We start from the raw sequence: 25428 nt of genomic DNA, 5'->3' as shown, positions 1-25428 counted from the left end.
GGCCCTTTTTACTTTTAGACTTGCAAAATTAACGAACGATCTGAATCGCTCGCCCTCCTGCTAACTGGCTAAAATATTGTTTAAGTGCTTCAACACAACGTTGAATTTTCATTGGCTGCTGTTCATGCTTGGCAATCTCAGCATACAAAGTAAACGTTGGTAATTTCCAATCTGGCATGAGTTCAATCAAAGAACCATTTTTTAATTCTTTTTGAGCATCCAGATATAAAATTCGTGCAATACCATGTCCTTGCTGACATAACGCTTTTGCAACTTGTAAATTATTGCTCTGCAAACGGCTTTGCATGTCAATATTAAGTGTTTCACCTGTTTTTACATGTTGAAAATTGAAATGGCGCGAGTCATTCATGACATTAATAGACAACAATTCATGATCTCTTAAATCATTAGGATGCACAATTGGACTAGACTGATTCAGATAACTTGGAGAAGCTACCAAAATTTGATCTACAAAAGCCATCGGAATGACAGAGCTACTCTCTTCTACTGGAGTTGAACTCATACGTACTGCAATATCAATTCGCTCTTCAAGTAAATCGATATAACGATGCCCAACTTCGAAATGCACGGATAAACCGCGATGAGCTGACATCCAGTGAGATAATGCAGGAATGAGGTGTTGAACTGCTAAATCGGGAGTTGTTGCAATACGCAAATCTCCGATTAAGTCATCCCTCAATTCATTAATTCTGATTTTTCCCCTTTCAGCGGCCGCCAACATCTCTTGACAGCTTGAAAAAAAAGCCTGTCCGGCTTCTGTCAAACTAAGTTTACGAGTGGAGCGATGTAATAGAGTTACATCCATTTCATGTTCAAGCGAGCGAATCTGTTGGCTCACTGCGCTTGTTGTAATTCCTAATTCACGTGCCGCACCACTAAATGAACTTTTTTCGACCACACAAGCGAAAACACCCATCGCACGAAGCTGATCTAACATAGGTTTCCTCAAATCTAATTCTAAATTTATAAAAAATGCTTATTGTTGTAATGAAAGCAACCAATTACATTATACGAGGAAACCTAAGTTTTTTGCATTAGCTATTTCGGTAAAAGATTTATAGGATTAATCGGTTTTCCATCCAAACGAATCTGGAACTCGAGCATGACTTGAGATGCACCAGTAGACCCCATTTCGGCAATTTTTTGCCCAGCGGTTATATTATCACCGCTTTTCACAAACATCTTGCTATTGTGGGCATACGCACTGATATATCCGTCAATATGCTTAATTAAAACCAGATTTCCGTATTCTTTTAAGCCATCAGCTGCATAGACAACTTGACCGTCGGCTGCGGCATAAATAGGATCACCCTGATTTCCACCATAACGGATTCCTTTGACATTATTTGCCAAATTAAACCCTTGAATTACTGGTCCGTTGGTCGGTTTTATCCAACGTAAACTCGAATTTGGTGCAACCGAAGTCACTGTAGTATTTGTTGACGGTGCAGTAGTTGACGGCTGAGTTACCGGAGTAACTGGCTGTGTTGTTGGTAAAGCAATGGTTTGACGCTTAATTTGTTCAGGTTGTGCCATGACTTGCGTAGACACTGTTCTTGGTGAAGAACCTTTCTTCAAACGCAACGATTGATTGACATAAATACGATACGGCGCAGGAATATCATTCATTTCGGCAATACTGATATAGTCCAAACCATAACGCATTGCGATACCACTTAAAGTATCACCTGAACGAACTGTGTAATAGTTAGGAGCCATTGCATAGCGAGAACTATTATTAATTTGTGGTTTAGAAGCACATCCAGCCATAGCCACGGTAAAACCTACAACTACAGACAACAACATAATTTTCATTATTTTGTCTTTTTGGATATTCACCTTGCTTTGTTGCCCAATTAAATGCATCGATCTCCCTCACTAAATGCTACAAATCATTTCGGCTAAGAGTACCAAAAAAGTAAGAGGAAACACGTTCCTCTTTTTCTTTATTCACAAAGTTATAACATTCGAGCTCAATTATTGACTCAAACTGACCTGAAGCTCTTCTAAAACCGCGTAATTTGTAGCATCCATTTGAATAGGTGTAACACTGACATATCCATTTGCTACCGCAAAGAAATCCGATTGAATCTGGCTTGAAACACGCTGCGGATCTGTAACGGCCTCGCCTGCTAATCCGATCCAGTAAACTTGACGTCCTCGTGGGTCGACATGGCTAGTAATAGGCTTAGATTGAGCACGGCGTCCCTGATAAGTAATTTGTGCTCCTTTTAACTGTGGCACATCAGGAATATTGATATTAAAGATGTGTCGTGGAGGCAAAGCTGGTAAACCGCTTGCAATAAAATCATGAACCCACTGTGCAGCCTGAGCATAATCTTCTTTATCGTTATAAGCACGCACATTAGGCCCAGCTAAAGAAACAGCAATTGCGGGTTGCTTCATTAAACGACCTTCAAATGCAGCCCCGACTGTTCCAGAATATAAAACATCATCACCTAAGTTCGCGCCACTATTGATTCCACTTACGACCAAGTCAAATTCGAAATCAAACAAGCCATTCATGGATAAATAAACACAATCTGCTGGCGTACCATTTACGGCCCATACATCTTCGGCAATTTGAATTGGGCGCAATGGTCGATCTAATGTCAATGCACTTGAAAAACCACTTCTTTCACTTTCTGGTGCAACCACAACCACACGGCCGAGTGGTTTTAATGCATCAGCTAAAGCCTGTATACCTGGCGCAAAAACACCGTCATCATTCGCAATTAAAATATTCACTAAAATCTTTCTCTACAAATAAACCTAAAGGTTTTCACAATTGAATTATTTGTTGAATTATATATATTTATGCCTCCATAGCATTATAAAATTGTGAAGAAATGAAAACTTTTGCTCCTTTTTTTCAGGTATTGGGGATCAGTATCACATTGTGTACGCAAGCGGTTTTTGCCGATGAGGATATCTCAACACAAGAGGCTGATAGCTTAATTAAAGATGATATTGCTGCAACGCAAGTCTTACAGGAAATTTGTCCAGCTTTCGTAGGAACAAATAAAAAACTTGAGTCAAATACTCAAAAAATTATTGCGATGTACCTAAATGGCTATTCAGATAAATCAATTACCCTTTCTACTCTACAAAATGATGCAAAGTTTAAAACCTTGTTAAATGAAGCACGCCAAGGTGCAAAACAAATGGACCACCATGAGCAACATGAACTCTGTGAAGAGATTGTCAATTATAAAGAATAGATTTTTTCTCTTTTAGCGTAGAGACTTATTGAGGTTTTCTGTTTTGTATTAAGCAGAAAACCAACATAACAATACATTTTTTCCATTTTTTTAAAATCTAAATTGGTTAAGCTAACCACATATTTAAAAATTTTATTTCGGGTTATCGATGTTTATGAAGAAAAGCTTAGTTCAATCGCTCTCTTTGGTTTTACTTATGAGCATGGCAACAGTTGGTTTTGCTGCTGATAAGAAGAAAACAGATGAAAAGAAAACCGAAAATGAAAATGTTGTTGAAGTAACTCCACAACAAAGCATAACTCCTGAAGAATTAGCTGCAATTCAAGTACTTTCTGAAATTTGCCCAAGCCTTATTGGCAAAAAAGATGCTGATTTTGCTCAAGGCTATGAACGTTTAGTTAAAGATTACCTACCAAATGAAACTGATGCTGTTTCTGCATTAGAAAAACGTAGCAAAGACAAAGGCTTCAAAAAATACTTAAAAGAAGCACGTAAAGATGCAAAAGCTGCTGGTGATGAGCAAAACACATTAGTTTGCCAAGACGTGAAAGCATATCAATCGCAAAACTAAATTAGTAAAAAACTCTTGAGTTACAATACTGTTTGAAAAAGCCGACTTCCCCCATAGAAGTCGGCTTTGCTTTATCCTAAAATGCTAGATTCTTCTGCTTCATACAAGATATTGGAATTACCTAGAATGACTCGAAAAAGCGCTATTGCTGCACTCCTCCTCTTACCAAGTTTTTCTTATGCAGCAACTGTCTTATCAGCTCCGCCAGAATTAAATAATAAGTCTTATGTATTAATGGATTACGAGACAGGACAAATTCTCGCTTCTAAAAATGAAAATGAAAAGCTTGCTCCTGCTTCTATGACAAAAATGATGACAAGCTACATCATTGAACAAAAATTATTAAAAGGTGAACTGACTGAAAATGAGCAGGTTCGTATGAACGAGTCTGCATGGTGTAAAGGAAGTAGTTCTGAATCATGTATGTATGTCCCTTTAAATGGTACAGCGACTGTTTTAGAAATGCTTCGCGGTATTATTATCCAATCAGGTAATGATGCATCAAAAGCAATGGCTGAACATATTGCCGGAAATGAAGGCACGTTTGCTCATATGATGAATCAGGAAGCAAAACGTATCGGTATGACAAATACCCAGTTTATGAACTCAACTGGTTTACCGGCAGAAGGCCATTATTCAAGTGCTAAAGATATGGCTGTTTTAGCACAACATATTATTAAAGACAGCTCAAGATATTACCCAATCTATTCTGAAAAAGAATTTACTTTTAATGGTATTAAACAAGGTAACCGTAATGCCTTGCTTTACACTGACCCAAGCGTAGATGGTTTAAAAACAGGCCATACTGATGAAGCGGGTTACTGCTTAACAACGTCAAGCAAACGTGGTCCGATGCGTCTCATTTCCGTTATTTTCGGAACAGATAGTGTTAATGAACGTGCCAATCAAACACGTACATTATTGTCTTGGGGCTTTGCAAACTTTGAAACTGTAAACATTCAACCAGCCAATCAAGTTCTTGCAAAAGCAAAAGTCTGGTTTGGTAAAGAAGATGAAGTTCAAGTTGGTTTAGCTGAAAACTTTAGTGTGACTATGCCTAAAGGCAAAGCTAACGGCATTAAAACGCAGTTAGTCGTTCAACCTAACTTAAATGCACCGCTTCAAAAAGGTCAAGTCGTGGGCAAACTTGTTGCTAGCCTTGACGGTAAAGTAATTGCTGAAAAACCATTAGTTGCATTAAAGCCAGTTGAAGAAGCAAGCTTCTTTGCACGTTTAATCGACCATATCAAACAATTCTTCAGCAACTTATTCTAATTTCTGAATAGTTGAATTAAGCACTCATGCTATTTAGCCTGAGTGCTTTTTTATTTTATAATCCTACAAATTTTATTTTGATACTACTCATGGCAAAGAACATACGTCCTTATCTTGAACACCGTCCTCAAGTTGATACAACATGTTATGTCGATGACATGGCCGTTGTAGTCGGTGAAGTTAGCTTAGCCGAAAATGTTTCTGTCTGGCCTTTTGCCGTTATTCGCGGTGACGTAAATAGTATTCAAATTGGTAAAAACAGTAATGTACAAGACCATTGTATGTTGCATGTTAGCCATAAAAATGATGCAAAACCTAATGGCTCACCTCTTATTATTGGTGAAGATGTAACAGTCGGACACCATGTCACTTTGCATGGCTGCACCATCGGTAACCGAGTTTTAATCGGAATCAACACTGTTGTTCTAGACGACGTGATTATTGAAGACGATGTAATGATTGGTGCTGGAAGTTTGGTTCCACCGCGTAAAGTCTTAAAAAGTGGTTATTTGTATGTAGGAAGCCCAGTACAACAAGTGCGACCACTGACCGAAAAAGAATTAGCATTTCTTCCTTATTCAGCAAGACATTATGTAAAAGTACAAAATAATCATAAAGTGGCTCAAGCAGAGCAAGATTAATTAGCTCTATGAAATATCAGCAATAAAACTCTGATTTTTTAAATGATATGGTTTTGTAGTATTACTCATATCGTTTAGCAGATCACCGTAGCCAAAAACCCCTAAATTTCGTATCATACGTCTTTTAAATCATGGTGCTTTTTTATGGCCGCATGGACTCCTCATGTCACTGTTGCTACAGTCGTAGAAAAAGACGGACGCTATCTTTTTGTAGAAGAACATAGCGAAGGTTTTGTACACACAGTATTTAACCAACCTGCTGGTCATGTGGAATGCGGTGAGTCATTAACTCAAGCAGCCATTCGAGAAACACTTGAAGAAACAGGTCATCATGTTGAAATTGATGCCTTGCTTGGTATTTATACGTATACCCCGCCCATGTTTCCGGATCGTACCTATTACCGCTTCTGTTTTCTAGCACATGTGACTCAAGTTGAAAATAATCCTCAACTCGATACTGGTATTGTAGCTGCTGTGTGGATGACACCAGATGAGCTTAAAGAATCTGCTCGTGCCCGTAGTCCGCTCGTACTAAAAGCAGTTGAAGATGCCATGAAAGGCCACCATTATCCTTTATCGCTTATTTATGAGCACCCTTTCTCTCCCTCATTAACTTCTCATTTGGATGCCTAGTCCTATGCAACAACGTGTCATCGTCGGTATGTCTGGTGGTGTAGACTCTTCTGTTTCTGCAGCACTTTTACTTCAACAGGGATATCAAGTTGAAGGTCTTTTCATGAAGAACTGGGAGGAAGACGACGGCACGGAATACTGTACGGCAATGGAAGATTTAGCCGATGCTCAAGCAGTAGCTGATAAAATCGGTATTAAACTCCATACAGCAAACTTTGCTATGGAATATTGGGATCGTGTATTTGAACTTTTCTTAGCTGAATATGCAGCTGGGCGCACCCCAAACCCAGATATTTTATGTAATAAAGAAATTAAGTTCCGTGCATTTTTAGATCATGCCATAACTTTAGGTGCAGACTTTATCGCGACTGGTCATTATGCTCGCCGTGGTGAAACTGCATACAACTCGAAAGGCGAAGCATACGCACCATTATTACGTGGTGTAGACAATAACAAAGACCAAACTTATTTCTTGCATGCTGTTCATGGTAAAGAAATTAACAAAACCCTATTTCCAGTAGGTGAAATCGAAAAGCCAGAAGTCCGCAGAATTGCTGAAGAACTTGATCTTGCTACAGCCAAGAAAAAAGACTCTACAGGAATCTGTTTTATTGGCGAACGTCGATTTAATGACTTCCTTAAACAATATTTGCCCGCTCAACCTGGAAAAATTGTACTTGATACAGGTAAAGAAGTTGGTGAACATCACGGTCTGATGTACTATACGCTCGGTCAACGTGGCGGAATTGGTCTAGGTGGTTTGAAAGGTGCAGCGGAAGGTGCATGGTTCGTACTACATAAAGATATTGCCAATAATCGCCTCGTTATTGGTCAGGGGCATGAACACCCACTCATGCAAAGCACGCAGCTTTGGAGTGAGTCAATTGACTGGGTGGCTGGTGAACAGAATATTCCTGTTGAAGGTTTACGCTGTACAGCTAAAACACGCTATCGCCAACCTGATCAGGCATGTACAGTTTTTATTGATGAAAATAGTGAACACGGTGTACGAGTTGAGTTTGATGAACCTCAGCGCGCTGTTACACCGGGTCAAAGCGTTGTATTTTATTCAGATGAAGTTTGCTTAGGCGGGGGTGTCATTCACCATACAAATGCCCCTACACCAAATTTTATTTAAGGGAATGAATGACATGGTGGAGTTACCATTTCAACAATCACAAGCCTTGAATGTTCGCCAAAACCGTGCCCTTGCCTTGGCTGGGGTATTTCAGGCTACCCAGCTCACGCACATGACAGCTTTAACGGGTCAGCAGAGTATTGGTGAAAGTGGTAACTTCTATTTTGAGCTGTTAATCAAAGCGAGTTTAAATATTCGCCCTACAGTCAACAATGGTGTTCAAACATTAGATTTTTTTAATCAGTTGGCAGATATTTCTTTAGGGCTTAAGACCCTCGAAAATTGTATTACTCAACCTTTTACAAACATGCCTAAATCTCGCCTTCCGAAAATGGGCACTGCCAAGCTTCCAATGTCATATGCAATGTCCCTTTTGCAATTAGAGAAGAAGGTCTATAGCAATCCTGAATACGTTGCAATTATTGAAAAAGCTCAGCAAAAGATTTTAAAACAGCTTTCTTTTTTTGATAATAATTACTTACACCCAAGCATTTTAGCCAATTTGGCTCAAACTTATGTTGATACTGCTGGGCAGATTAACCCTCGCATTCTCGTTCGTGGTAATGCAGAAGCATTTAAAGATACCAACCACACTAACCGCATCCGTGCTTGTCTGTTTACTGGCTTGCAAATGGCCCATTTATGGCGACAACTCGGTGGTAGTTCGTGGAACATGATTTTTAGCAAACGTAAATTGCTACAGGATATTCAGGCACTTGCTCGTTTACAGTACCAAGTCATCTAAGGCTGTAAAGAGATTATTTTTAGTTTTATGTTTATTCCAACATTAAGGAATCGTTATGAACGCTTTAACCGCACTATCACCATTAGATGGACGTTATGCCAGCAAATGTGATGCGCTACGCCCTTTTCTTTCTGAGTTTGGTTTAATTCATGCTCGTGTCACTGTAGAAGTGCGTTGGTTACAAGCGCTTTCTAACCGTCCAGAAATTGTTGAAGTTGCTCCTTTTTCAAATGAAACAAATGCAGCGTTAGATGCAATTGTTAGCAACTTTTCTGAAGAAGATGCTAACCGCATTAAAGAAATTGAACGCACAACTAACCATGATGTAAAAGCTGTTGAATATTTCTTAAAAGAGAAAATTGCAGGTATCGCTGAATTACAAAATGCGGGTGAGTTCATTCACTTTGCATGTACTTCAGAAGACATCAACAACTTGTCTCATGCACTCATGCTTAAAAACGGCCGTGAAGTTTTAGTATCAAGCATGAAGCAAATTTTAAATGCGATTTCTGCTTTGGCAACGACTCACGCTGAACAACCAATGTTGTCACGTACACACGGCCAAACTGCAAGCCCAACAACTTTGGGTAAAGAAATGGCAAACGTTGCATACCGTTTAGCTCGCCAAATCAAACAATTTGAAAATGTTGAGCTACTAGGCAAAATCAATGGTGCTGTAGGTAACTACAATGCTCACCTTTCTGCTTACCCAGATGTTGACTGGGCTGCACATGCTCAAGCTTTTGTTGAATCTTTAGGTTTAGCATTCAACCCGTACACGACACAAATCGAACCACATGACTACATGGCAGAGTTGTTTGATGCTTTACGTCGCTTTAACACGATTTTAATCGACTTTAACCGAGACGTATGGGGTTACATTTCTTTAGGTTACTTCAAACAAAGATTGAAAGATGGTGAAGTTGGTTCTTCAACTATGCCACACAAAGTTAACCCAATTGACTTTGAAAACTCTGAAGGTAACTTAGGTATTGCGAATGCTGTATTGGCACACTTAGGCGAAAAATTACCAATTTCTCGCTGGCAGCGTGACTTAACTGACTCTACTGTACTTCGTAATATGGGTGTTGGTTTTGCGCAAAGTTTAATTGCTTTTGATGCGTGTTTAAAAGGTGTTGGTAAACTTGAACTCAATGCAAACCGCTTACTTGAAGATCTTGATCAAGCTCAAGAAGTGTTAGCAGAACCAATTCAAACTGTTATGCGTCGTTATAACGTTGAAAAGCCATATGAAAAGTTAAAAGCATTAACTCGTGGTCAAGCAATGACTCGCGACATGATGGTTAACTTCGTAAATGGTGATGAGCTTTCTCAAGTGCCAAGCGAAGAACGCGCACGTTTAGCTGAACTTACTCCTGCAACTTACACAGGTAATGCAGCTGAACAAGCTAAACAAATTAACGATTTAATTAGCAAAATCTAATTAAAAAGTTTATAAAAAGCGGAGCTTCGGCTTCGCTTTTTTATTACACTGACATAAAGCACAATAAAGTTCTATTTCTAAAATGATCGAAAAACAATTCAAACTTAAACACTATATTGCTCTTGGCCTACTTTTAATTGCAATTGTCATTTCCGGCATTCAGCCCCTTGAATTTGAAGCTTATTTACTTCATCAGGTGGGTACAATTTTTATGTTAGTTCTCTTATTTATTATTTTTAAAAAGATTGGTCTCGATTTTTTGAGTTTTACTTTCTATTTAGGTTTTTTGCTCATCCATATTATCGGTGCACACTACCTGTACTCATATGTTCCGTACAATGACTGGATTCAACACATATTTCATTTTAATCTAGATCAATACATGGGATGGTCCCGGAACATGTATGATCGCTTAGTTCATCTTGCATATGGCGTTTTACTCTACCCTCTTATTTATCGAGTTTTTCAAGTTTGGTTACCTACAGCGCGGCCTTTTACTCTATTTTTACTTGTGGTTCAGTTCGTCATGGCATCTAGCGTTTTTTATGAACTGGTTGAATGGGCAATTGCGATTGGCTTATCACCAGAACAAGCTGAGAATTATAATGGCCAACAAGGTGACATGTGGGATGCCCATAAAGATATGTTGTTAGCAACAATTGGTGCAATTCTCTATGGACTGACGGCTTTTATAAAAGCACCTAAAATAAATCATTGATAAATAAAAAAGCGCTCAATGAGCGCTTTTTTTAAGAGTTTTTTAGACGACTGAATAAGTTTGATCTAACAGATTTGATAAAGCTGAAGAAGCCGTATTTGGTAGAAGCTGTTCTAGATTAGTTGTGACATCACTCGCTGTATTATTTACTTCGCTCTGTTCATGCACCACTGGTTTAGACTCTGTAGCAGATAAAATTTTTGCGATCGGGTCAGAAGCATCAGTCGAAGAGCTTTTTAATAAATCATCTAATGGCACAGATTTTTGCTGCTGACTATTCGATTCATTGGCTGTGTTTTGCACTAACTTTAATGTATTTAACCCGACACTATCCGCCACAGAAGGGACAACTTCATTTACATCACTACTGACAATTTCACTCGTACTCGCCACTTTTGGTGCGACCACATAAAAGGTAAATGGTGAACTCACTTCACTGGTAAGTCCTGCTGCGTCTGTTTGAATTAAAGTAATCGTATGTTTCCCAACAGCTAAATCTTTATCAAGTGTAAATGACCATAGATTATTGGCACCGACCTGACCAACTTTAATGATCGAAATTGCCACTCCATTATCGTAAATAGTCAACGTTGCATGAGACTCAACTTTGACAGTAATTTTTGGAGTTGAATCATCAGTTTCTGAGTTAGCAGCAATTTGTTTTACACTAGTACCATTATCATTATCCACTCTATTAAAAATAGGTTTCTCAGGAGCTATAGTATCTTTATCACTACCAACAATTTCCAGCGCAGTAGATTTATTTCCTGAACTGTCTATTGCTATTACAGAACCTTTCGAGCTATCGGTTAAAGCAGGAGAAATAGTGATTATAAATTTTCCATTCGCATCTGCTGTACCAGTACCAATAACCTTATCTGCTGAGTTTTTAATTTCTATTTTTGAATTGGCTTCAGCAGTACCAGTAACCGAAGTTCCTTCTGCATTCACTGTAGCTGTAGGTTTATCTGGCGCTACAGTGTCATAGCCAGAGGTGACCTCTAAAGGCTTAGAGGTATTACCTGCCGCATCTTCAACAATAATTGTCGCCTTTTGTGACTCTTTTAAGGCAGAAGAAAGCGTAATTTTAAATTCACCTTGCGCATTGGCCGTACCACTTCCAATGACTTTACCATCTGCATCTTTTATTTGAACTTTTGCATTAGCCTCTGTTTTTCCTTCAACCACAGTTCCTTCTTTATTTACTTCAACGAAAGGAACCTCTGGAAGAATAGTATCTTTCCCAGCAAAGATCAGAGTAGCTTCAGATTTATTCTCTGCTGCATCTACAGCAACAACTTTGCCACCCGCTTCACTGGTCAAAGGTGGAGTTAGCTTTAAAGAAAAAATTCCATCTGAATTTGCTTTTACAGTTCCTAATAATTTTCCGCTAGCATCATAGACGTTTACAGTAGCATTCGCTTCAGTTTTACCATCTAAGATCGAACCATCTTCATTTAATTGAGCCTGAGGAGCATCTGGCGCAATTGTGTCTTTAGTACCAGTAACAACAGCTGCTTTAGAATTATTACCAGCAGCATCTTGTGCAATAACAGCTACTTTTTCACCATTTACCAATGGTTTATCAAGTTTAATGGTAAAATTACCATTGCTATCGACAGTACCAGAAGCAAGGATCTGTCCCTTCGCATCTTGAATATAAATCTTTGCATTAGCTTCGGCCTTACCCGTGATCGTAACAGTGTCATCGGCCAGAGTAGCTGTTGGCTGATTAGGTGCAATTAAATCCGGCGCAGATGATGAATCATCTTTGTCATCTTTATCAAAAGCCCAAAGGTATAAACCTTCAGCGGCTAAAACTGCTAAGCCTGCTTTTAAAACATTGCCCATCGAAAAAGTTGGGGAATCATCAACTGCCATTGTTGAAGCTGGTTGACTAGTACTTGTATAGGCTAAATCTGTGACATGGTTTAGACCTGTATAGTCGATCACCTTACCTTGTGCATCGAATTGTGCTTCAACAAATTTTCCGTGCTCAGTCGGAAAAACAAGTGAATGGTCTGTTGTATTTGCTGCTTCATTAAAGAAATTTTCTAAAACAAGGGTTTCACCATTTTTTAAATGGATGATAAGACTTCCCCCCTGCTTTTCCATTGATGCTATATCTTTTTGACTTACACCAATTTGAATGATTGTTGGTTGGTTTAAAACCACTTTATTGAGCTGACCATCTTGTAGAACGTCCAAACCCTCTTTGGATGCCACAATTATTCTTGTCATTATTTCCTATCCTAAATTTCAATTATATTTTTAAATGTCTAACTTTTTAAATGATTCATCTAAAAGCTATTTTATTGCTGTTTAAAATATCAAAAGCATGTCTTTATCACAATTCAAAAAGTATATTTATCAATAATTATTTTTGACTTTTAATTAAAATATCTACTCCTCATAAAATTCATATCAGCCTATTCGAATATTTACTAAATTTCTCATATATTAAGGCCATCATTTACATTCGTAAGTAAAAGAAGCTAAAAGTGCTTATCAGAATCAAAAGAAATAATGCAGAAAATTTAGTTATTTTCGCATCTAACAAGGTCATTTTTAGCATACTCCAGCCCTGAAAACGTTTTGCAAAAATGCTATTTAGAATAAGAGTTGAAACATGCAACAAAACCAAAGCTAAAAACAAATTTGCAAAAAATTCGTGTAGGTCTTTCAAAGAAAAATTAACATGTTCAGTTGCATATCCTAATCCCACCACAACTGGAATCACGAGAAATATAAGTACAATTGAAACTTGAAAGAGTGCAATGCTGATTGAATGAATTGAATTTTTAGAAAAAAAACTCTTAAAGTTTGCATGGCTCAAGGATTTCTTGATCGCATTTATTGCTATGTTACTTCGCTTTTTAATACCGAACGGTGTTGTACTTGAAATACGTGGACTCAAAAAATGCCAGATCACTCTCACAGCAATACTAATAAGAAGTATGTAACCAAACATCATGTGGACTTGGTGTAGATCTTCATTATCTCCAGTAAAGTAAGCACCAATAAAGCCAAGCATAATAATGATATGTAAGATGCGTATAAGAATATCAATGTGTGACCATGTTTTTGACATTACAAAAACTCAGAAGTGAAAAGTTAACTATAACTTTTACAATTGAAACTTAAACAAATATTAATCAATTTTTTATCATTACTCACATAAAAAAAGAGCACCTATGTAGGTACTCTCTATTTCAAAATTTGGCTTAATTAAAATCTAGTATCGCGTATTTGAACTAAGGTTGAATTAGCTTTAGCCAAGCTATCTACAACTTTATTCATTACAGCCGGAATCAAGCTATCTGCCATCTGTGCCGCTTGCAAACCCAACTTTTCACCCAAGGTCGCTTTCTTACGCGTGTTAATTACATAGACATCATGTTGTGGTAATAAAGCTAATAGATATTCATCAGATGTTTGTAATTTATCAACAAGGTTCAGATTAAGTGCATCTTCACCATACCAATGCTCACCTGTAGCGACTTTATCAACATTAAGTTGTGGTCGATACTTTTCAACAAAGTGCTTAAATAACACATGAGTTTGTTGAAGCTCTTCTTCGAACTTCGCTTTACCTTCAGGGGTATTTTCACCAAACATGGTCACAGTACGCTTATACTGCCCTGCTGTGTAAAGCTCAAAATCAACATTATGTTGTTTTAAAAGACGGTTAAAATTTGGAACCTGAGCAACCACACCAATTGAACCAACAATAGCAAATGGTGCTGTAATAATTTCATTTGCGATACATGCCATCATATAGCCGCCACTTGCAGCCACTTTGTCTACACAAATTGTCAGATGGAAACCTGCATCGCGTAAGCGTACCAATTGAGCCGCTGCTAGACCATAGCCATGTACCATGCCACCAGGGCTTTCAAGGCGAACGACAACACGGTCACGACCTGCTTTAGCAGTTGCTAAAATGAGGGTAATTTCTTCTCGTATGTTTTCAACTGCTGAAGCTTGGATATCACCCTTAAAATCTAAAACAAAGATTTTCTGGTTATTTTTACGACGAATTTTAGCTTCTTTAGCAAGTTGTTGAGCCAATTGTAAAAGTTCTAAACGGCTTGCAGTTGTTTGTGCAATTTTTTTTCTCTGTTCATTTACACGTGCATTTAAATGACTAACACGTATTTCTGCAGGGAGTTTAGGCAAATGGAATAACATAAAATTCTAAGCTCATAAGTTATCTTTTATAGCCTTAAGATGTGGTTCTTTTGACTAAAATTCAATAGCGTTTTTGCAAAATAGATTCATTTTCATTTATAAAATAAAAAAAAGAGCACATGGCTCTTTTTTTATATGGATAACTAGTTAACCGAATCGTCCAGTAATGTAAGCTTCCGTCAACTGATGATCAGGTTGAGTAAAGACTTTTTCAGTTGAGTTGACTTCAATCAAATCACCTAAATGGAAATAAGCAGTACGATCAGACACACGTGCCGCCTGTTGCATTGAGTGAGTCACAATGACAATTGTATATTGCGTTGATAATTCAGAAATCAATTCTTCGATTTTTGCTGTTGCGATTGGATCAAGCGCAGAACATGGCTCATCCATTAAAATCACTTCAGGACTTACTGCAATGGTACGTGCAATACATAAACGTTGTTGCTGACCACCTGATAAACCAGTACCCGGTTGATTCAAACGATCTTTCACTTCATCCCATAGGCCCGCTTTACGCAAGCTATTTTCAACAATTTCTTCAAGATCATATTTATTACGCGCTAGACCATGAAGTTTAGGACCATACGCCACGTTATCAAAAATAGTTTTAGGGAACGGATTTGGCTTCTGGAATACCATACCAACCTGAGCACGCAATAATACGACATCAAGGTTTGGATCATAAATATTGTGGTTATCGAGTGTAATCTTACCTGTCACACGGCAACCATCAATGGTGTCATTCATACGGTTTATCGTACGAAGAAAGGTCGATTTACCACAACCAGACGGTCCAATAAAGGCAATAACTTCGTTTTGGTAAATATCGAGGTCAATACCCTTAATCGCTTCAAAATCACCATAATAAACATGGGCATCTTGTGCACTAATTTTGATTTCGGTTGAGTTCTGCTTTTTTGAAGTGTGTGGTTCAAAATGCGAAACATACGAAGTGCCATGATTCTGCGATTTATCTGTAAATTGAGATTGTTCAGTGTTCACTAACTTATCCTTTTCTAAGGAATTCGTAATATCAATAGTATTCATAATTTATCCTCTATTACCAACGCACTTCGAACTTTTTACGTAACCAAATTGCAAGACTGTTTAAACCAATCAATAGTGCAAGTAGTACGATAATCGCAGCGGCAGTACGGCCTTCGAAGAAGTTACGCAACTCATTACCTTGCCATAAGTAAACTTGGACAGGTAAAGCGGTTGATTGATCAAATGGAGTTGTTGGAATACTTGCAACGAATGCACTCATTCCAATTAAAAGTAAAGGTGCAGTTTCACCAAGCGCATGGGCAACACCAATAATCGAGCCTGTCATAATGCCTGGTAAAGCTAATGGTAAAACGTGGTGAAAAATGGTCTGAAACTTAGAGGCTCCCAAACCAAGTGCAGCTTGTCTAATAGAAGGTGGCACTGCTTTTAATGAAGCACGTGTCGTAATAATGACTGTTGGTAGTGTCATTAAACTTAAAACTAAACCACCTACAAACGGAGCAGATAAAGGTAAATGCATCCAGCCAATAAAAATTGCTGCGCCGAGTAAACCAAACACAATTGAAGGAACAGCCGCAAGGTTATTGATGTTAACTTCAATAATGTCTGTAACAATATTCTTTGGAGCAAATTCTTCAAGATAGATTGCGCTAGCAACACCAATTGGAATTGCAATAATGATCACAATCAGCATCATGAACAATGAACCCATGAATGCACCTGCAAGACCACTAATTGCTGGTGAACTACGAGAATCCGGATTCTTAAACAAGTTCAAATTGAACGTATTTTCAAGAACGCCTTTTGCTTTTAGTTCATCCGCAAGTTTACGTACTTCTGGTTCAAGTTGTTGCTGATCATCTGGCAATGAACGGTCAATATTACCTTTTAACCAGACATCAACATTGGCATCACCCAAGAAATTAAGATTTTCTTTTTTACCAATGAGTGATGGGTCTGCAAAAACCATGTCACGTAAACGATAAGCCTCTGAGCTCGCATAAAGACTACTTAAATGATCACGTTGACTAGCAAGTGCTGGGTCTTTGGCAATCATTCCATTTACAATAATGCCATCCCAATCCACCATACCCATTTTGGTTTGCCAATCGACATAACGCTCTTGATAATGTGCAGGTGTTTCTCCCTGCTCACGAACAGGTAAAGGACCTGCATCAATGACTTTCGGATCGAAGTAAATTGGAACATTCATACTGGTTTGCCAAAAAGCAGGTAAACCTTTTGCCAAAATACTGCTAAACAACAGCGCAACGAATGCAAGACCAATTACGACTGCCGAGAAACCAGCAAAACGAAAAGCTTTTTCTTTACGGTGACGCTTAGCCAAAGATTTTTCGATGACCTTTTTACGTCGTTCACGTGATTCAGCAGCAGCTTGTGGATCAAATACGTTCTGATCCATAGGAGACGATGTATTTGATGTACTCATTCGTATTGCTCACGGTATTTACGCACAATGTACAGTGCAACAATGTTTAAACATAAGGTAATCACAAAGAGTGTTAGACCTAACGCGAATGCAACCAAAGCTTGTGGGCTGGCAAAGTCAGTATCACCAGTTAACTGTTTTACGATCGTAACGGTCACTGTCGAAACAGCTTCAAATGGATTTGCATGTAAAAGTGGGCTGTTGCCTGCTGCCAAAACCACAATCATGGTTTCCCCTACAGCACGAGAGACAGCTAATAAAAAGGCGCCCGTAATACCTGGTAACGCAGCAGGTAAAACGACTTGACGAATTGTTTCTGACTTCGTTGCTCCAAGCCCCAAAGAACCGTCACGCATTGCACGAGGGACTTGGGTAATAATGTCGTCTGATAAAGAAGAAACAAACGGAATAATCATAATCCCCATCACGAAACCAGCAGTTAAAGCACTGGTCGCGTTAATTTCAAGACCAACATAGGCACCAGCTGTCTTGAAAAATGGACCAATAATCATCATGGCAAAAACACCATAAACAATTGTTGGAATACCAGCTAAAACTTCAATTGTCGGTTTTGCCCATGAGCGTAACGACGAAGATGCATATTCAGCTAAATAAATGGCAATCATTAATCCAATTGGTACGGCAACGAGTAAAGCAATGCCGCTGACCATGAGTGTGCCCCAAAGCAATGGCAATAAACCATAACTACCTTCAGCATTACCTGAAGTACTAAAGCCTGGGTTCCACTCTGTTCCGAAGAAGAAATCAAGCGGGCTTACAAAACGGAAGAAGTGCATTGCTTCGCCAAACATCGACATCACAATACCAACGGTTGTCAAAATCGCAACGCCAGAACATAAAATCAAAGCAACATTAATCGCACGTTCAACCTGATTACGCGCACGATATTGTTGATTAATCTTTTTCTTTGCCCACACTAAACCCAATAAAGCTGCACAAACTACAACAGCAAATTTGGCAAAAGAGCCAATAGTTTGAAATTTTGCAAACTGTTGAGCAGCAGCTAATTCATAGGCTGCCGGTTTATCACTCACCCCAAAACCAGAAGCAATTGCTTGAACACGATCAATCAATACACTTCTGCCAGCTTCATCAAGTGATGCACTTACAGATGCAGGAATATTATTAAAGATAATATGATTTAAAATACTTGGTTCAACCAAGCTCCAAATGATCAAAATTAAAAAAGCAGGGATACCGCACCAAAGACCAACCAGTGCACCATAATAACCAGGACGAGAATGTAACATCGCCGAGTTGCTTCCCTTACCTGCTAGGCTACGGCTCTTTCTCAGCCCAAGTTGATATGCGATTGCCACAAGGGCTAACAACACACCGATAAGTAGCAGATTCATGTACTCTCCACTGTTTTCTCAATTGTCATAATTTGGAAAAAACAAGTTAGACAAAAAGGCTGATGAACTCTCAAGATCACCAGCCTTCATTCAAACTAACTTATTTAACAGTTTTACCTGCTTTAAAGTCAGCCAATACTTTTGCACGTTCTGCATCAGACATTGCGATTAAGCCATCACGTTCAGCTTTAGAGCCTTTGCCTGTTGCTTTTTTGCTTACGAAATATTCTACATATTGCGGTAAGCCTTTAACTGATTTTAAGTGTTCACCTTTCACGTAGAAGAACAATGGACGAGACACAGGATATGTACCGTTCAATACAGTTTTCTCAGATGGAACAACGTTATTTACTGTTGCTACACGTAACTTGTCACGGTTCATATCATAGAAACTTAAACCAAACACGCCTACTGCACTTGGAGAAGTCTTTAAGCGAGCTAGAGTTTCTGTATAGTCGCCAGCAATTTCAATTACACGGCCATCTTTACGGAAAGTAGAACATGCTTTCTTCTGAGCATCTTTATCTAGGCTCTTGAAGTATTCATATGATTCACAACCAGCATCAACCATTTTCTCTTGGAAAACTTCACGAGTACCGTGGTTAGATGCAGGAATTACAAGCGTAATTGGTTCATTTGGAAGTGATTTATCAATCTGGTTCCAGTTTGTATATGGGTTTGGAACCAACTTACCTTTTGAAGGTAACTGTGCAGCTAAAGCAGCAAACACATGGTAAGGTTTTAATTTATAAGCTGCTTTATGTGAGTTAGACGCAAATACGATACCGTCGTAACCAATTTTGATTTCTTGAATTTGTTTTACACCAGCTTTGTTACAAGCTTCAATTTCAGTGCTTTTAATTTTACGAGAAGCGTTAGCAACGTCGATTGTGTTATCGCCAACACCTTGACAGAATTGTTTCAAACCAGCAGAAGAACCGCCAGAACCAACTACAGGAGTTTTAAATTGAGGGAATGTATTACCAAACTCTTCAGCTACAACGCTGGCAAATGGTAATACAGTTGAAGAACCAGCAATTTGAATCGTATCACGAGCTGCATTTGCAGTCGTTGTTACAGCTGCCCCAGTTACTGCTAACGCAATTGCGATTTGACGTGGATTTAAGCGCATTCTGTTCTCTCTCATTAATGCAATAGGTTGTACGTCACTTTTTGTTGAGTGCTTGTACGCTCTTCGATAGCTGCATTGTGAATAGAAAATATGACAATTAAGTTACAGTATGATGACGCTTTAATGATTTCGATATTGTTCGTTATCACATTATTATTTTTTATCTATTATCAAATATTTAATTCAACCCAAGTGGGTATTTTACCTTATATATTAGTCTGTATTGTGACACTGATTAAAAATATAGACTTTAAGTATTCATAAAATATAAAACCAAAATATATTATAAATATTTTAAAAATCGACTATTTAACTCTTTTTTTACTTTTACTACTAAAAATAATTTTATTACTAAAACTCTGATTAAAGAGGGTAATAAATAATAATTTCTTTGTAACATGAAAATAATATGACAAAAGATAAAGGGTTACCTACTTGAAGTCAGATAACCGCAATATCATTGTAAATTTAGTTGATTAATTTGATTGTACTTCTGGCATTGCGACCATTTTTCTGCGGTATTTGAAGAAATACATCAGTGCCAAAACAGCTAGCCAGATTGGGCCTAAAATAACAGCCAATCTCATATCTGGCGTCATTGCCATAATAATAAGAATAAAGCATACAAAACTAATGGTTAAGTAATTACTCCACGGGCTAAGAATGCTCTGAAATTTGGTTTGTCGTTTTTGCAATTTCATTGCTTTAGTAAATTTCAAATGTGTGACTGAAATCATGAGCCAGTTAATAACAAGTGCAGCCACAACAAGCATCATAAAGAGCTGAAAGGCTTGCCCAGGAATCAGGTAATTTACGACTACACATATGGCTGTGATTGATGCAGAAACAACTGCCGCTGGAACTGGAATACCACGGCTGTTTACTTTTTTCAAAATTGCTGGGGCATTACCCTGCTCTGCTAAACCATGCAACATACGACTATTACAATAGATACAGCTGTTATAAACCGAAATAGCAGCAATTAAGACCACAAAGTTTAGAACATTCGCAACACCATTACTGTTTAATGACTGGAAAATCATAACAAATGGGCTACCGCCTTCTGCCACCATATTCCAAGGGTAAAGGCACAGTAAGATCCCAATAGCACCGATGTAAAAAATCAAAATACGATAAACAATTTGGTTCACTGCTTTTGGAATAGTGGTTTCAGGTTTTTTAGTTTCAGCCGCAGCAATACCAATTAACTCTAAGCCACCAAATGCGAACATAATAACGGCTAAAGCCATGACAAAACCGTGAATTCCGTGTGGGAAGAAACCACCGTGTTGCCATAAATTTGCAATACCTGCTTGCGGACCAGCAGAACCTGTAAATAAGAGATAAGTACCAAAACCAATCATGCTTAAAATTGCAACAATCTTAATGCAGGAAAATAAGAATTCTGATTCCCCAAAAAAGCGGACATTCACTAAGTTAATGCCGTTAATTAAAATAAAGAAAAATAAAGCAGTCAGCCAAGTGGGAATTTCAGGCCACCAAAACTGAATAAAGGTTCCAATTGCACTGAGTTCAGCCATGCTTACCAACACATACAACACCCAATAGTTCCAGCCTGACATAAAACCAGCCATTTTGCCCCAATACTTATTGGCAAAATAACTAAATGAACCGCTTACTGGTTCTTCAACGACCATTTCACCTAAATGACGCATAATTAAGAAAGCGATAATTCCAGCAATTGCATATCCTAATAAAATTGAAGGACCTGCTAATTTAATCGTTTGAGAAAGACCTAAGAATAACCCTGTTCCGATCGCTCCTCCGAGTGCGATGAGTTGAATATGCCGATTGGATAAACCTTGTTTTAACTCGTGCTTATTGTTTGCATCCATAACATTATCTCCAATGTTGGTGTCACTTCCTGTACACCTTTATTCAGCACCATATCCGAAGGCCAGAAACCGACCTTCGGAAATACGTTTGCTTTAATATGAGTCCATTTAATTTTTAAGAAGAATTTTCCTATCTTCTATTTAAAACGAGCTTGCATCCTTACATTTAACAGGCTGGGAACGCTCCTTTAAAATTTCATAACCACGATCACCATAGTCAAAACGCGCGATGACTGAAGCAAATTTTTTCAAACTCACTGGTGCATCCATTGCTGGTAGTTTTAATTCAATAAAAGTTAACTGATCATTTTGCTGAACATTCTCTAAAACACTTCTAAGCTGTCCAGCAGTTTCTACTACATAGGTGGTATGGCCTTTTTTACCGTTAAATACAGCTGGAATTTCAGTGTATTTCCAGTTTTGCACATCGTTATAGGCTGCATTTTCGCCCATGATTAATCGCTCAATGGTATAGCCGCCATTATTCAACAAGAAAATAATAGGTTTTAGACCGTGACGAATAATCGTAGAAAGCTCTTGTACCGTAAGCTGGAATGAGCCATCACCAATAAAGAGAATTTGACGGCGCTCAGGAGCTGCCAACAAACTACCAAGTAAAGCTGGCAAGGTATAACCAATTGAACCCCAAAGCGGCTGAGCAATATATTTAGCTGTCGCAGGAAGTTTTAAGCCAGACAAAGCTGAGTTTGAAGTTCCTACTTCGCCAATAATCACATCGTCTTCTTTTAAGAAACCCGCAATGTAGTTCCAAAGTACATCTTGGCTTAACTTTTGTTGGGCTGGAGCTTCAATTACTTTCTGTGGCTGCTTTTCAAGAAGAGGCATTGACGATTTACGTGGTGCAACTTTTTTATTTAGCTCAACAAGTAACTGTCCAATTTCAATACCCGGAAAATCCTGACCAAAGATATTTAAGCCATAAGATTTAATTTCAATATAGTTCTTAGTCTCAATTTGATGCGTGAATACAGCTGAACCAACATCTGTAAAACGTGCACCAATACCAATTAGGCAGTCAGACTGTTCAATTATATTTTTCACATGCGGCTGGCTTGCCCCACCCACATACGTACCAATATAACGAGGTGAGCCTTCATCCATAATATTTTTTGCAGTATTCATACCCGCAAATGGAATTGAGCATTTTTGAGATAAATCATTTAAAAGTGAAGTTACGCCAAAAACTGAAGCTTCATTATCAATAAGAAGTGCAGGGCTTTTTGCATTGTTCAAAATGTCGCAAAGTTTGCTTACCACACTTTGCAATAAGTCTGGTTCAACAGCTGGATAACTTAAATCAAGTGGGCGCTCAGTAACTTCAATTTTAACGTGAGTAATATCTCCCGCTAGCTGGATGTGCACAGGACGGCGTTCAAGAAAACACTGACGTAATACACGATCAATTTCAAAAGCTGCATTTGCAGGAGTTAAACGTGTTTGAGCAACTGTGAACTCTTTCATACAGTTCATAATATTGTCGTAGTTACCATCGACAAGCGTATGGTGAATTAAAGTACCCTTTTGAACTGCATGTAAAGGCGGAATACCAGAGATATGAATAAGAGGTACATTTTCTGCATATGCACCTGCAATGCCATTAATCGCGCTTAAATCGCCTACACCATAAGTAGTTGCCAAGGCAGAAAAACCGTTAATTCGTGCATAGCCATCTGCTGCATAAGCAGCATTTAATTCATTACAATTTCCAATAAATTCGAGTTCTGGATCTGCTTCAACTTGTTCGAGATATGAGAGGTTAAAATCACCAGGTACGCCAAACAGATGTTGGATACCCATTTGTTTTAGACGAAGATTTAAAAAGTCACCGATTTCTATGAACATTGCTCTATATCCTTTGAGACCAATTTTTATTCCATAGAAAAATAATATTTCATCTACCTTTTAGATTTCGTGCATAATGAAAACGCATTTTAATAAAAATACATGATTTGTGTATCATAAAAGGATTTTATGCAATGGATAAGTTCGACTGGCAAATCATTCAGGCATTACAAAAGAATGGACGGCTCACCAATCAGGAAGTTGGTGATTTAATCGGTTTATCTGCGTCCCAATGCTCTCGAAGAAGACAGCTACTTGAGCAAAAAGGCATAATTTTAGGTTACACCGCCCGCATCCAGCAACAAGCGCTAGGACTGGAAGTCACAGCGATGATTCACATTAATTTAAGAACACACGAGGCAAAATCTCAGCAGGCATTTCAAGAGTTAATTGAAGCAGAAGATAACATTCAAGATGCATTTTCAATTAGTGGTGATGCGGATTTTATTTTAAAAGTCGTTGCTGAAAACTTAGAACAGCTTTCTCAATTTGTAACCGAAAGATTGCTTTCTTATAATTTTATTGGTCACATAAAGTCTTACATTGTTCTGAAAAAAATTAAAGAACAGAATCATTTTTTAATCAAACCTAAAGGTCACGGTTACCATCACACGACTTAAGCAGACTAATTTTACTAAAATAATTGAAAATAAAAAGGCGGATCTATCATCCGCCTTAAAATTAATATTTAGACTTTACTGATATGAACTGTTTGCCCAATCGTATTTTCAAGCAAACCTTCTAAACCGAACTCAGTACCTAAGCCTGACATTTTCCAACCACCAAAAGGCGCATGAGGCAGTACTTCTGCATGTGTATTGATCCAAACAGTCCCGCATTGAAGCTGAGTCGCATAAGTTTGAGCAGCTTGAATGTCAGAAGACCAAATTGAACCACCTAAACCAAATTCACTGTCGTTTGCACGAGCAATTGCATCGTTAATATCTGTATATTTTAAGACAGGTAATACCGGGCCAAACTGTTCTTCTTGTACCACACGACACGTATCAGAAACTTCAGTCAAAATGGTTGGTGCAATAAAATAACCTTGCTCTGGTAGCTGTTGTTGTCCTGAAAGTGCTTTTGCACCCTGCTCTATGGCTTCAGCAATAAGAGCTTTCACCTTATTATATTGCATTTGGTTTTGTACTGGACCAAACGTTGTAGAAGACTCCATTCCCCCGCCCACAACTTGAGCATTGGCAATGTCAGCTAACTTTTGCGATAAAGCTTCATATTGGTTTTCATGCACATATAAACGTTTTAACGCAGCACATGTTTGCCCCGCATTCAAGAAAGCCATGTTAAAAATCTTAGCAGCAATTTCATCGATATTTGCATCTGGTAATACAATGCCAGCGTCATTACCACCAAGCTCTAAAGTTAAATGTTTTAACTGTTGAGCTGCACCAGCCATAATGTGCTGACCTGTTCGAGTTGATCCTGTAAATACGACTTTTTGCACATCAGGGTGTGAAGATAATGCTTCACCAATCTCACCAGCACCAACCACTATTGAAATCACACCCGCTGGTACTTCTTGCTGAATAATTTCACATAAACGCAAAGTCGATAGTGGTGTGTATTCAGAAGGTTTGCTAATGACAACGTTACCCGCACGTAAAGCAGGCATGATATGCCAGACCGCAATCATGAGTGGCCAGTTCCAAGGAGTGATTGAAGCTACAACACCCAATGGCTGACGATGACGCTCAATACGCTTGGTTTCGCTGTCTTCAATCACCTCAACAGGTAAATCCATAGCAGCAGCATAGCGAGTCCAACCAATTGCACCCTGCACTTCCATTTGAGCAAGTGTAAGTGGTTTACCTTGCTCAAGCACAACTAACTCTGCAAGCATTTCAGCGTGCTTTTCAATACCATCCGCAATTTTGTTTAAAATCGATTTGCGTTCATCATGTGAAACTTGTTGCCAAGCTTTAGATGCTTGCTTAGCTGCACTCACGGCTTGATTCACCTGTTCAACCGATGCTTTTGCACAGCGTGCAGCTGTTAAACCTGTAGCAGGGTTAATAATTTCCAGTTCACCCTGTTCACCTGAACAAGATTGACCGTTAATAATCAGTTTAAATTCATTAAGTACATTAACTTGTTGCATTTCTTCTTCCTTGTCTTAATTGT

The 25428-nt window shown here is 38.4% G+C and carries 23 protein-coding genes; 10 read left to right on the top strand and 13 right to left on the bottom strand.

The genetic code is table 11. The features are described from left to right. Positions 1 to 28: 28 nt before the first annotated feature. From MMY79_RS05210 to surE, 3 genes are all read right to left on the bottom strand, one after another. Complete coding sequence (locus MMY79_RS05210) at positions 29 to 958, bottom strand: LysR family transcriptional regulator (RefSeq protein ID WP_252612406.1); 930 nt, start codon at positions 956 to 958, stop codon at positions 29 to 31. 101 nt (positions 959 to 1059) lie between these two features. Continuing rightward, positions 1060 to 1887, bottom strand: a complete 828-nt coding sequence (locus MMY79_RS05205; protein WP_252612405.1) for a peptidoglycan DD-metalloendopeptidase family protein — start codon at positions 1885 to 1887, stop codon at positions 1060 to 1062. Between the two features lie 111 nt (positions 1888 to 1998). Continuing rightward, positions 1999 to 2769 (bottom strand): 5'/3'-nucleotidase SurE, encoded by a 771-nt coding sequence (surE, locus tag MMY79_RS05200; RefSeq protein ID WP_252612404.1) that lies wholly within the window; start codon positions 2767 to 2769, stop codon positions 1999 to 2001. Between the two features lie 101 nt (positions 2770 to 2870). Here surE and MMY79_RS05195 point away from each other — a divergent pair, with 101 nt between their 5' ends. The 9 genes from MMY79_RS05195 (at position 2871) to MMY79_RS05155 (ending at position 10407) form a co-directional block, all read left to right on the top strand. Then, positions 2871 to 3242 (top strand): hypothetical protein, encoded by a 372-nt coding sequence (locus MMY79_RS05195; RefSeq protein ID WP_252612403.1) that lies wholly within the window; start codon positions 2871 to 2873, stop codon positions 3240 to 3242. A gap of 148 nt (positions 3243 to 3390) precedes the next feature. After that, positions 3391 to 3813: a hypothetical protein gene (locus tag MMY79_RS05190; RefSeq protein WP_252612402.1), complete on the top strand. Its 423-nt coding sequence runs from the start codon at positions 3391 to 3393 to the stop codon at positions 3811 to 3813. Positions 3814 to 3939: 126 nt separating this feature from the next. Then, positions 3940 to 5088, top strand: a complete 1149-nt coding sequence (gene dacC / locus MMY79_RS05185) for a D-alanyl-D-alanine carboxypeptidase PBP5/6 (protein WP_252612401.1) — start codon at positions 3940 to 3942, stop codon at positions 5086 to 5088. A gap of 89 nt (positions 5089 to 5177) precedes the next feature. Further along, on the top strand, positions 5178 to 5729 hold the full coding sequence (locus MMY79_RS05180; protein WP_252612400.1) for a gamma carbonic anhydrase family protein: 552 nt from the start codon (positions 5178 to 5180) through the stop codon (positions 5727 to 5729). Between the two features lie 144 nt (positions 5730 to 5873). Next, positions 5874 to 6362, top strand: coding sequence for an NUDIX hydrolase (locus MMY79_RS05175; protein ID WP_005307298.1), 489 nt, complete (start codon positions 5874 to 5876; stop codon positions 6360 to 6362). A gap of 4 nt (positions 6363 to 6366) precedes the next feature. Next, the gene (gene mnmA / locus MMY79_RS05170; protein ID WP_252612399.1) at positions 6367 to 7500 is read left to right on the top strand and encodes a tRNA 2-thiouridine(34) synthase MnmA; all 1134 of its coding nucleotides are present in this window, start codon (positions 6367 to 6369) and stop codon (positions 7498 to 7500) included. 13 nt (positions 7501 to 7513) lie between these two features. Then, on the top strand, positions 7514 to 8245 hold the full coding sequence (gene hflD / locus MMY79_RS05165; protein ID WP_004643577.1) for a high frequency lysogenization protein HflD: 732 nt from the start codon (positions 7514 to 7516) through the stop codon (positions 8243 to 8245). Between the two features lie 55 nt (positions 8246 to 8300). Next, positions 8301 to 9689, top strand: coding sequence for an adenylosuccinate lyase (purB, locus tag MMY79_RS05160; protein ID WP_252612398.1), 1389 nt, complete (start codon positions 8301 to 8303; stop codon positions 9687 to 9689). An 82-nt stretch (positions 9690 to 9771) separates the two neighbouring features. After that, positions 9772 to 10407, top strand: coding sequence for a DUF2238 domain-containing protein (locus MMY79_RS05155; protein ID WP_252612397.1), 636 nt, complete (start codon positions 9772 to 9774; stop codon positions 10405 to 10407). 42 nt (positions 10408 to 10449) lie between these two features. On the opposite strand, the gene blp2 is transcribed toward MMY79_RS05155, so the two are convergent. The 9 genes from blp2 to MMY79_RS05110 all read right to left on the bottom strand — a co-directional run bounded on the left by blp2 (position 10450) and on the right by MMY79_RS05110 (position 23286). Then, positions 10450 to 12648: an Ig-like repeat protein Blp2 gene (blp2, locus tag MMY79_RS05150; RefSeq protein WP_252612396.1), complete on the bottom strand. Its 2199-nt coding sequence runs from the start codon at positions 12646 to 12648 to the stop codon at positions 10450 to 10452. A 232-nt stretch (positions 12649 to 12880) separates the two neighbouring features. Then, positions 12881 to 13498: a cytochrome b/b6 domain-containing protein gene (locus MMY79_RS05145; RefSeq protein ID WP_252612395.1), complete on the bottom strand. Its 618-nt coding sequence runs from the start codon at positions 13496 to 13498 to the stop codon at positions 12881 to 12883. A 137-nt stretch (positions 13499 to 13635) separates the two neighbouring features. Then, positions 13636 to 14598: a protease SohB gene (gene sohB, locus MMY79_RS05140; protein WP_016137447.1), complete on the bottom strand. Its 963-nt coding sequence runs from the start codon at positions 14596 to 14598 to the stop codon at positions 13636 to 13638. A 147-nt stretch (positions 14599 to 14745) separates the two neighbouring features. Further along, positions 14746 to 15648, bottom strand: a complete 903-nt coding sequence (gene pstB, locus MMY79_RS05135) for a phosphate ABC transporter ATP-binding protein PstB (protein ID WP_252612394.1) — start codon at positions 15646 to 15648, stop codon at positions 14746 to 14748. A gap of 13 nt (positions 15649 to 15661) precedes the next feature. Beyond that, on the bottom strand, positions 15662 to 17059 hold the full coding sequence (gene pstA / locus MMY79_RS05130; protein WP_252612393.1) for a phosphate ABC transporter permease PstA: 1398 nt from the start codon (positions 17057 to 17059) through the stop codon (positions 15662 to 15664). After that, complete coding sequence (gene pstC, locus MMY79_RS05125) at positions 17056 to 18435, bottom strand: phosphate ABC transporter permease subunit PstC (RefSeq protein ID WP_252612392.1); 1380 nt, start codon at positions 18433 to 18435, stop codon at positions 17056 to 17058. Before pstC ends, pstA begins: the two co-directional genes overlap by 4 nt. A gap of 100 nt (positions 18436 to 18535) precedes the next feature. Then, positions 18536 to 19567, bottom strand: coding sequence for a substrate-binding domain-containing protein (locus tag MMY79_RS05120; RefSeq protein ID WP_252612391.1), 1032 nt, complete (start codon positions 19565 to 19567; stop codon positions 18536 to 18538). A gap of 476 nt (positions 19568 to 20043) precedes the next feature. Beyond that, on the bottom strand, positions 20044 to 21423 hold the full coding sequence (locus tag MMY79_RS05115; protein ID WP_252612390.1) for an amino acid permease: 1380 nt from the start codon (positions 21421 to 21423) through the stop codon (positions 20044 to 20046). A 141-nt stretch (positions 21424 to 21564) separates the two neighbouring features. Continuing rightward, the gene (locus MMY79_RS05110) at positions 21565 to 23286 is read right to left on the bottom strand and encodes a thiamine pyrophosphate-binding protein (RefSeq protein WP_252612389.1); all 1722 of its coding nucleotides are present in this window, start codon (positions 23284 to 23286) and stop codon (positions 21565 to 21567) included. 134 nt (positions 23287 to 23420) lie between these two features. Here MMY79_RS05110 and MMY79_RS05105 point away from each other — a divergent pair, with 134 nt between their 5' ends. Next, positions 23421 to 23906, top strand: coding sequence for an Lrp/AsnC family transcriptional regulator (locus tag MMY79_RS05105; RefSeq protein ID WP_004643588.1), 486 nt, complete (start codon positions 23421 to 23423; stop codon positions 23904 to 23906). Positions 23907 to 23974: 68 nt separating this feature from the next. Here MMY79_RS05105 and MMY79_RS05100 read toward each other — a convergent pair whose 3' ends face one another. Continuing rightward, positions 23975 to 25405 (bottom strand): aldehyde dehydrogenase family protein, encoded by a 1431-nt coding sequence (locus MMY79_RS05100; protein WP_252612388.1) that lies wholly within the window; start codon positions 25403 to 25405, stop codon positions 23975 to 23977. Positions 25406 to 25428 lie beyond the last annotated feature (23 nt).

The sequence above is a fragment of the Acinetobacter sp. XS-4 genome (genome assembly GCF_023920705.1).
Classification (GTDB): domain Bacteria; phylum Pseudomonadota; class Gammaproteobacteria; order Pseudomonadales; family Moraxellaceae; genus Acinetobacter.
Note: the sequence above shows the minus strand (reverse complement) of the source record. Positions and strands in the feature narration are given on the sequence as shown.

What these genes read in the sequence shown, in the direction of transcription:
- hflD (WP_004643577.1), top strand. Translation starts at nt 7,514, where the DNA reads ATGGTGGAGTTACCATTTCAACAATCACAAGCCTTGAATGTTCGCCAA.
- pstB (WP_252612394.1), bottom strand. Translation starts at nt 15,648, where the DNA reads ATGAATACTATTGATATTACGAATTCCTTAGAAAAGGATAAGTTAGTG.
- MMY79_RS05205 (WP_252612405.1), bottom strand. Translation starts at nt 1,887, where the DNA reads ATGCATTTAATTGGGCAACAAAGCAAGGTGAATATCCAAAAAGACAAA.
- MMY79_RS05110 (WP_252612389.1), bottom strand. Translation starts at nt 23,286, where the DNA reads ATGTTCATAGAAATCGGTGACTTTTTAAATCTTCGTCTAAAACAAATG.
- sohB (WP_016137447.1), bottom strand. Translation starts at nt 14,598, where the DNA reads ATGTTATTCCATTTGCCTAAACTCCCTGCAGAAATACGTGTTAGTCAT.
- MMY79_RS05180 (WP_252612400.1), top strand. Translation starts at nt 5,178, where the DNA reads ATGGCAAAGAACATACGTCCTTATCTTGAACACCGTCCTCAAGTTGAT.
- pstC (WP_252612392.1), bottom strand. Translation starts at nt 18,435, where the DNA reads ATGAATCTGCTACTTATCGGTGTGTTGTTAGCCCTTGTGGCAATCGCA.
- dacC (WP_252612401.1), top strand. Translation starts at nt 3,940, where the DNA reads ATGACTCGAAAAAGCGCTATTGCTGCACTCCTCCTCTTACCAAGTTTT.
- mnmA (WP_252612399.1), top strand. Translation starts at nt 6,367, where the DNA reads ATGCAACAACGTGTCATCGTCGGTATGTCTGGTGGTGTAGACTCTTCT.
- MMY79_RS05195 (WP_252612403.1), top strand. Translation starts at nt 2,871, where the DNA reads ATGAAAACTTTTGCTCCTTTTTTTCAGGTATTGGGGATCAGTATCACA.
- MMY79_RS05120 (WP_252612391.1), bottom strand. Translation starts at nt 19,567, where the DNA reads ATGCGCTTAAATCCACGTCAAATCGCAATTGCGTTAGCAGTAACTGGG.
- MMY79_RS05100 (WP_252612388.1), bottom strand. Translation starts at nt 25,405, where the DNA reads ATGCAACAAGTTAATGTACTTAATGAATTTAAACTGATTATTAACGGT.
- pstA (WP_252612393.1), bottom strand. Translation starts at nt 17,059, where the DNA reads ATGAGTACATCAAATACATCGTCTCCTATGGATCAGAACGTATTTGAT.
- purB (WP_252612398.1), top strand. Translation starts at nt 8,301, where the DNA reads ATGAACGCTTTAACCGCACTATCACCATTAGATGGACGTTATGCCAGC.
- MMY79_RS05105 (WP_004643588.1), top strand. Translation starts at nt 23,421, where the DNA reads ATGGATAAGTTCGACTGGCAAATCATTCAGGCATTACAAAAGAATGGA.
- MMY79_RS05190 (WP_252612402.1), top strand. Translation starts at nt 3,391, where the DNA reads ATGTTTATGAAGAAAAGCTTAGTTCAATCGCTCTCTTTGGTTTTACTT.
- MMY79_RS05115 (WP_252612390.1), bottom strand. Translation starts at nt 21,423, where the DNA reads ATGGATGCAAACAATAAGCACGAGTTAAAACAAGGTTTATCCAATCGG.
- MMY79_RS05145 (WP_252612395.1), bottom strand. Translation starts at nt 13,498, where the DNA reads ATGTCAAAAACATGGTCACACATTGATATTCTTATACGCATCTTACAT.
- MMY79_RS05155 (WP_252612397.1), top strand. Translation starts at nt 9,772, where the DNA reads ATGATCGAAAAACAATTCAAACTTAAACACTATATTGCTCTTGGCCTA.
- MMY79_RS05175 (WP_005307298.1), top strand. Translation starts at nt 5,874, where the DNA reads ATGGCCGCATGGACTCCTCATGTCACTGTTGCTACAGTCGTAGAAAAA.
- MMY79_RS05210 (WP_252612406.1), bottom strand. Translation starts at nt 958, where the DNA reads ATGTTAGATCAGCTTCGTGCGATGGGTGTTTTCGCTTGTGTGGTCGAA.
- blp2 (WP_252612396.1), bottom strand. Translation starts at nt 12,648, where the DNA reads ATGACAAGAATAATTGTGGCATCCAAAGAGGGTTTGGACGTTCTACAA.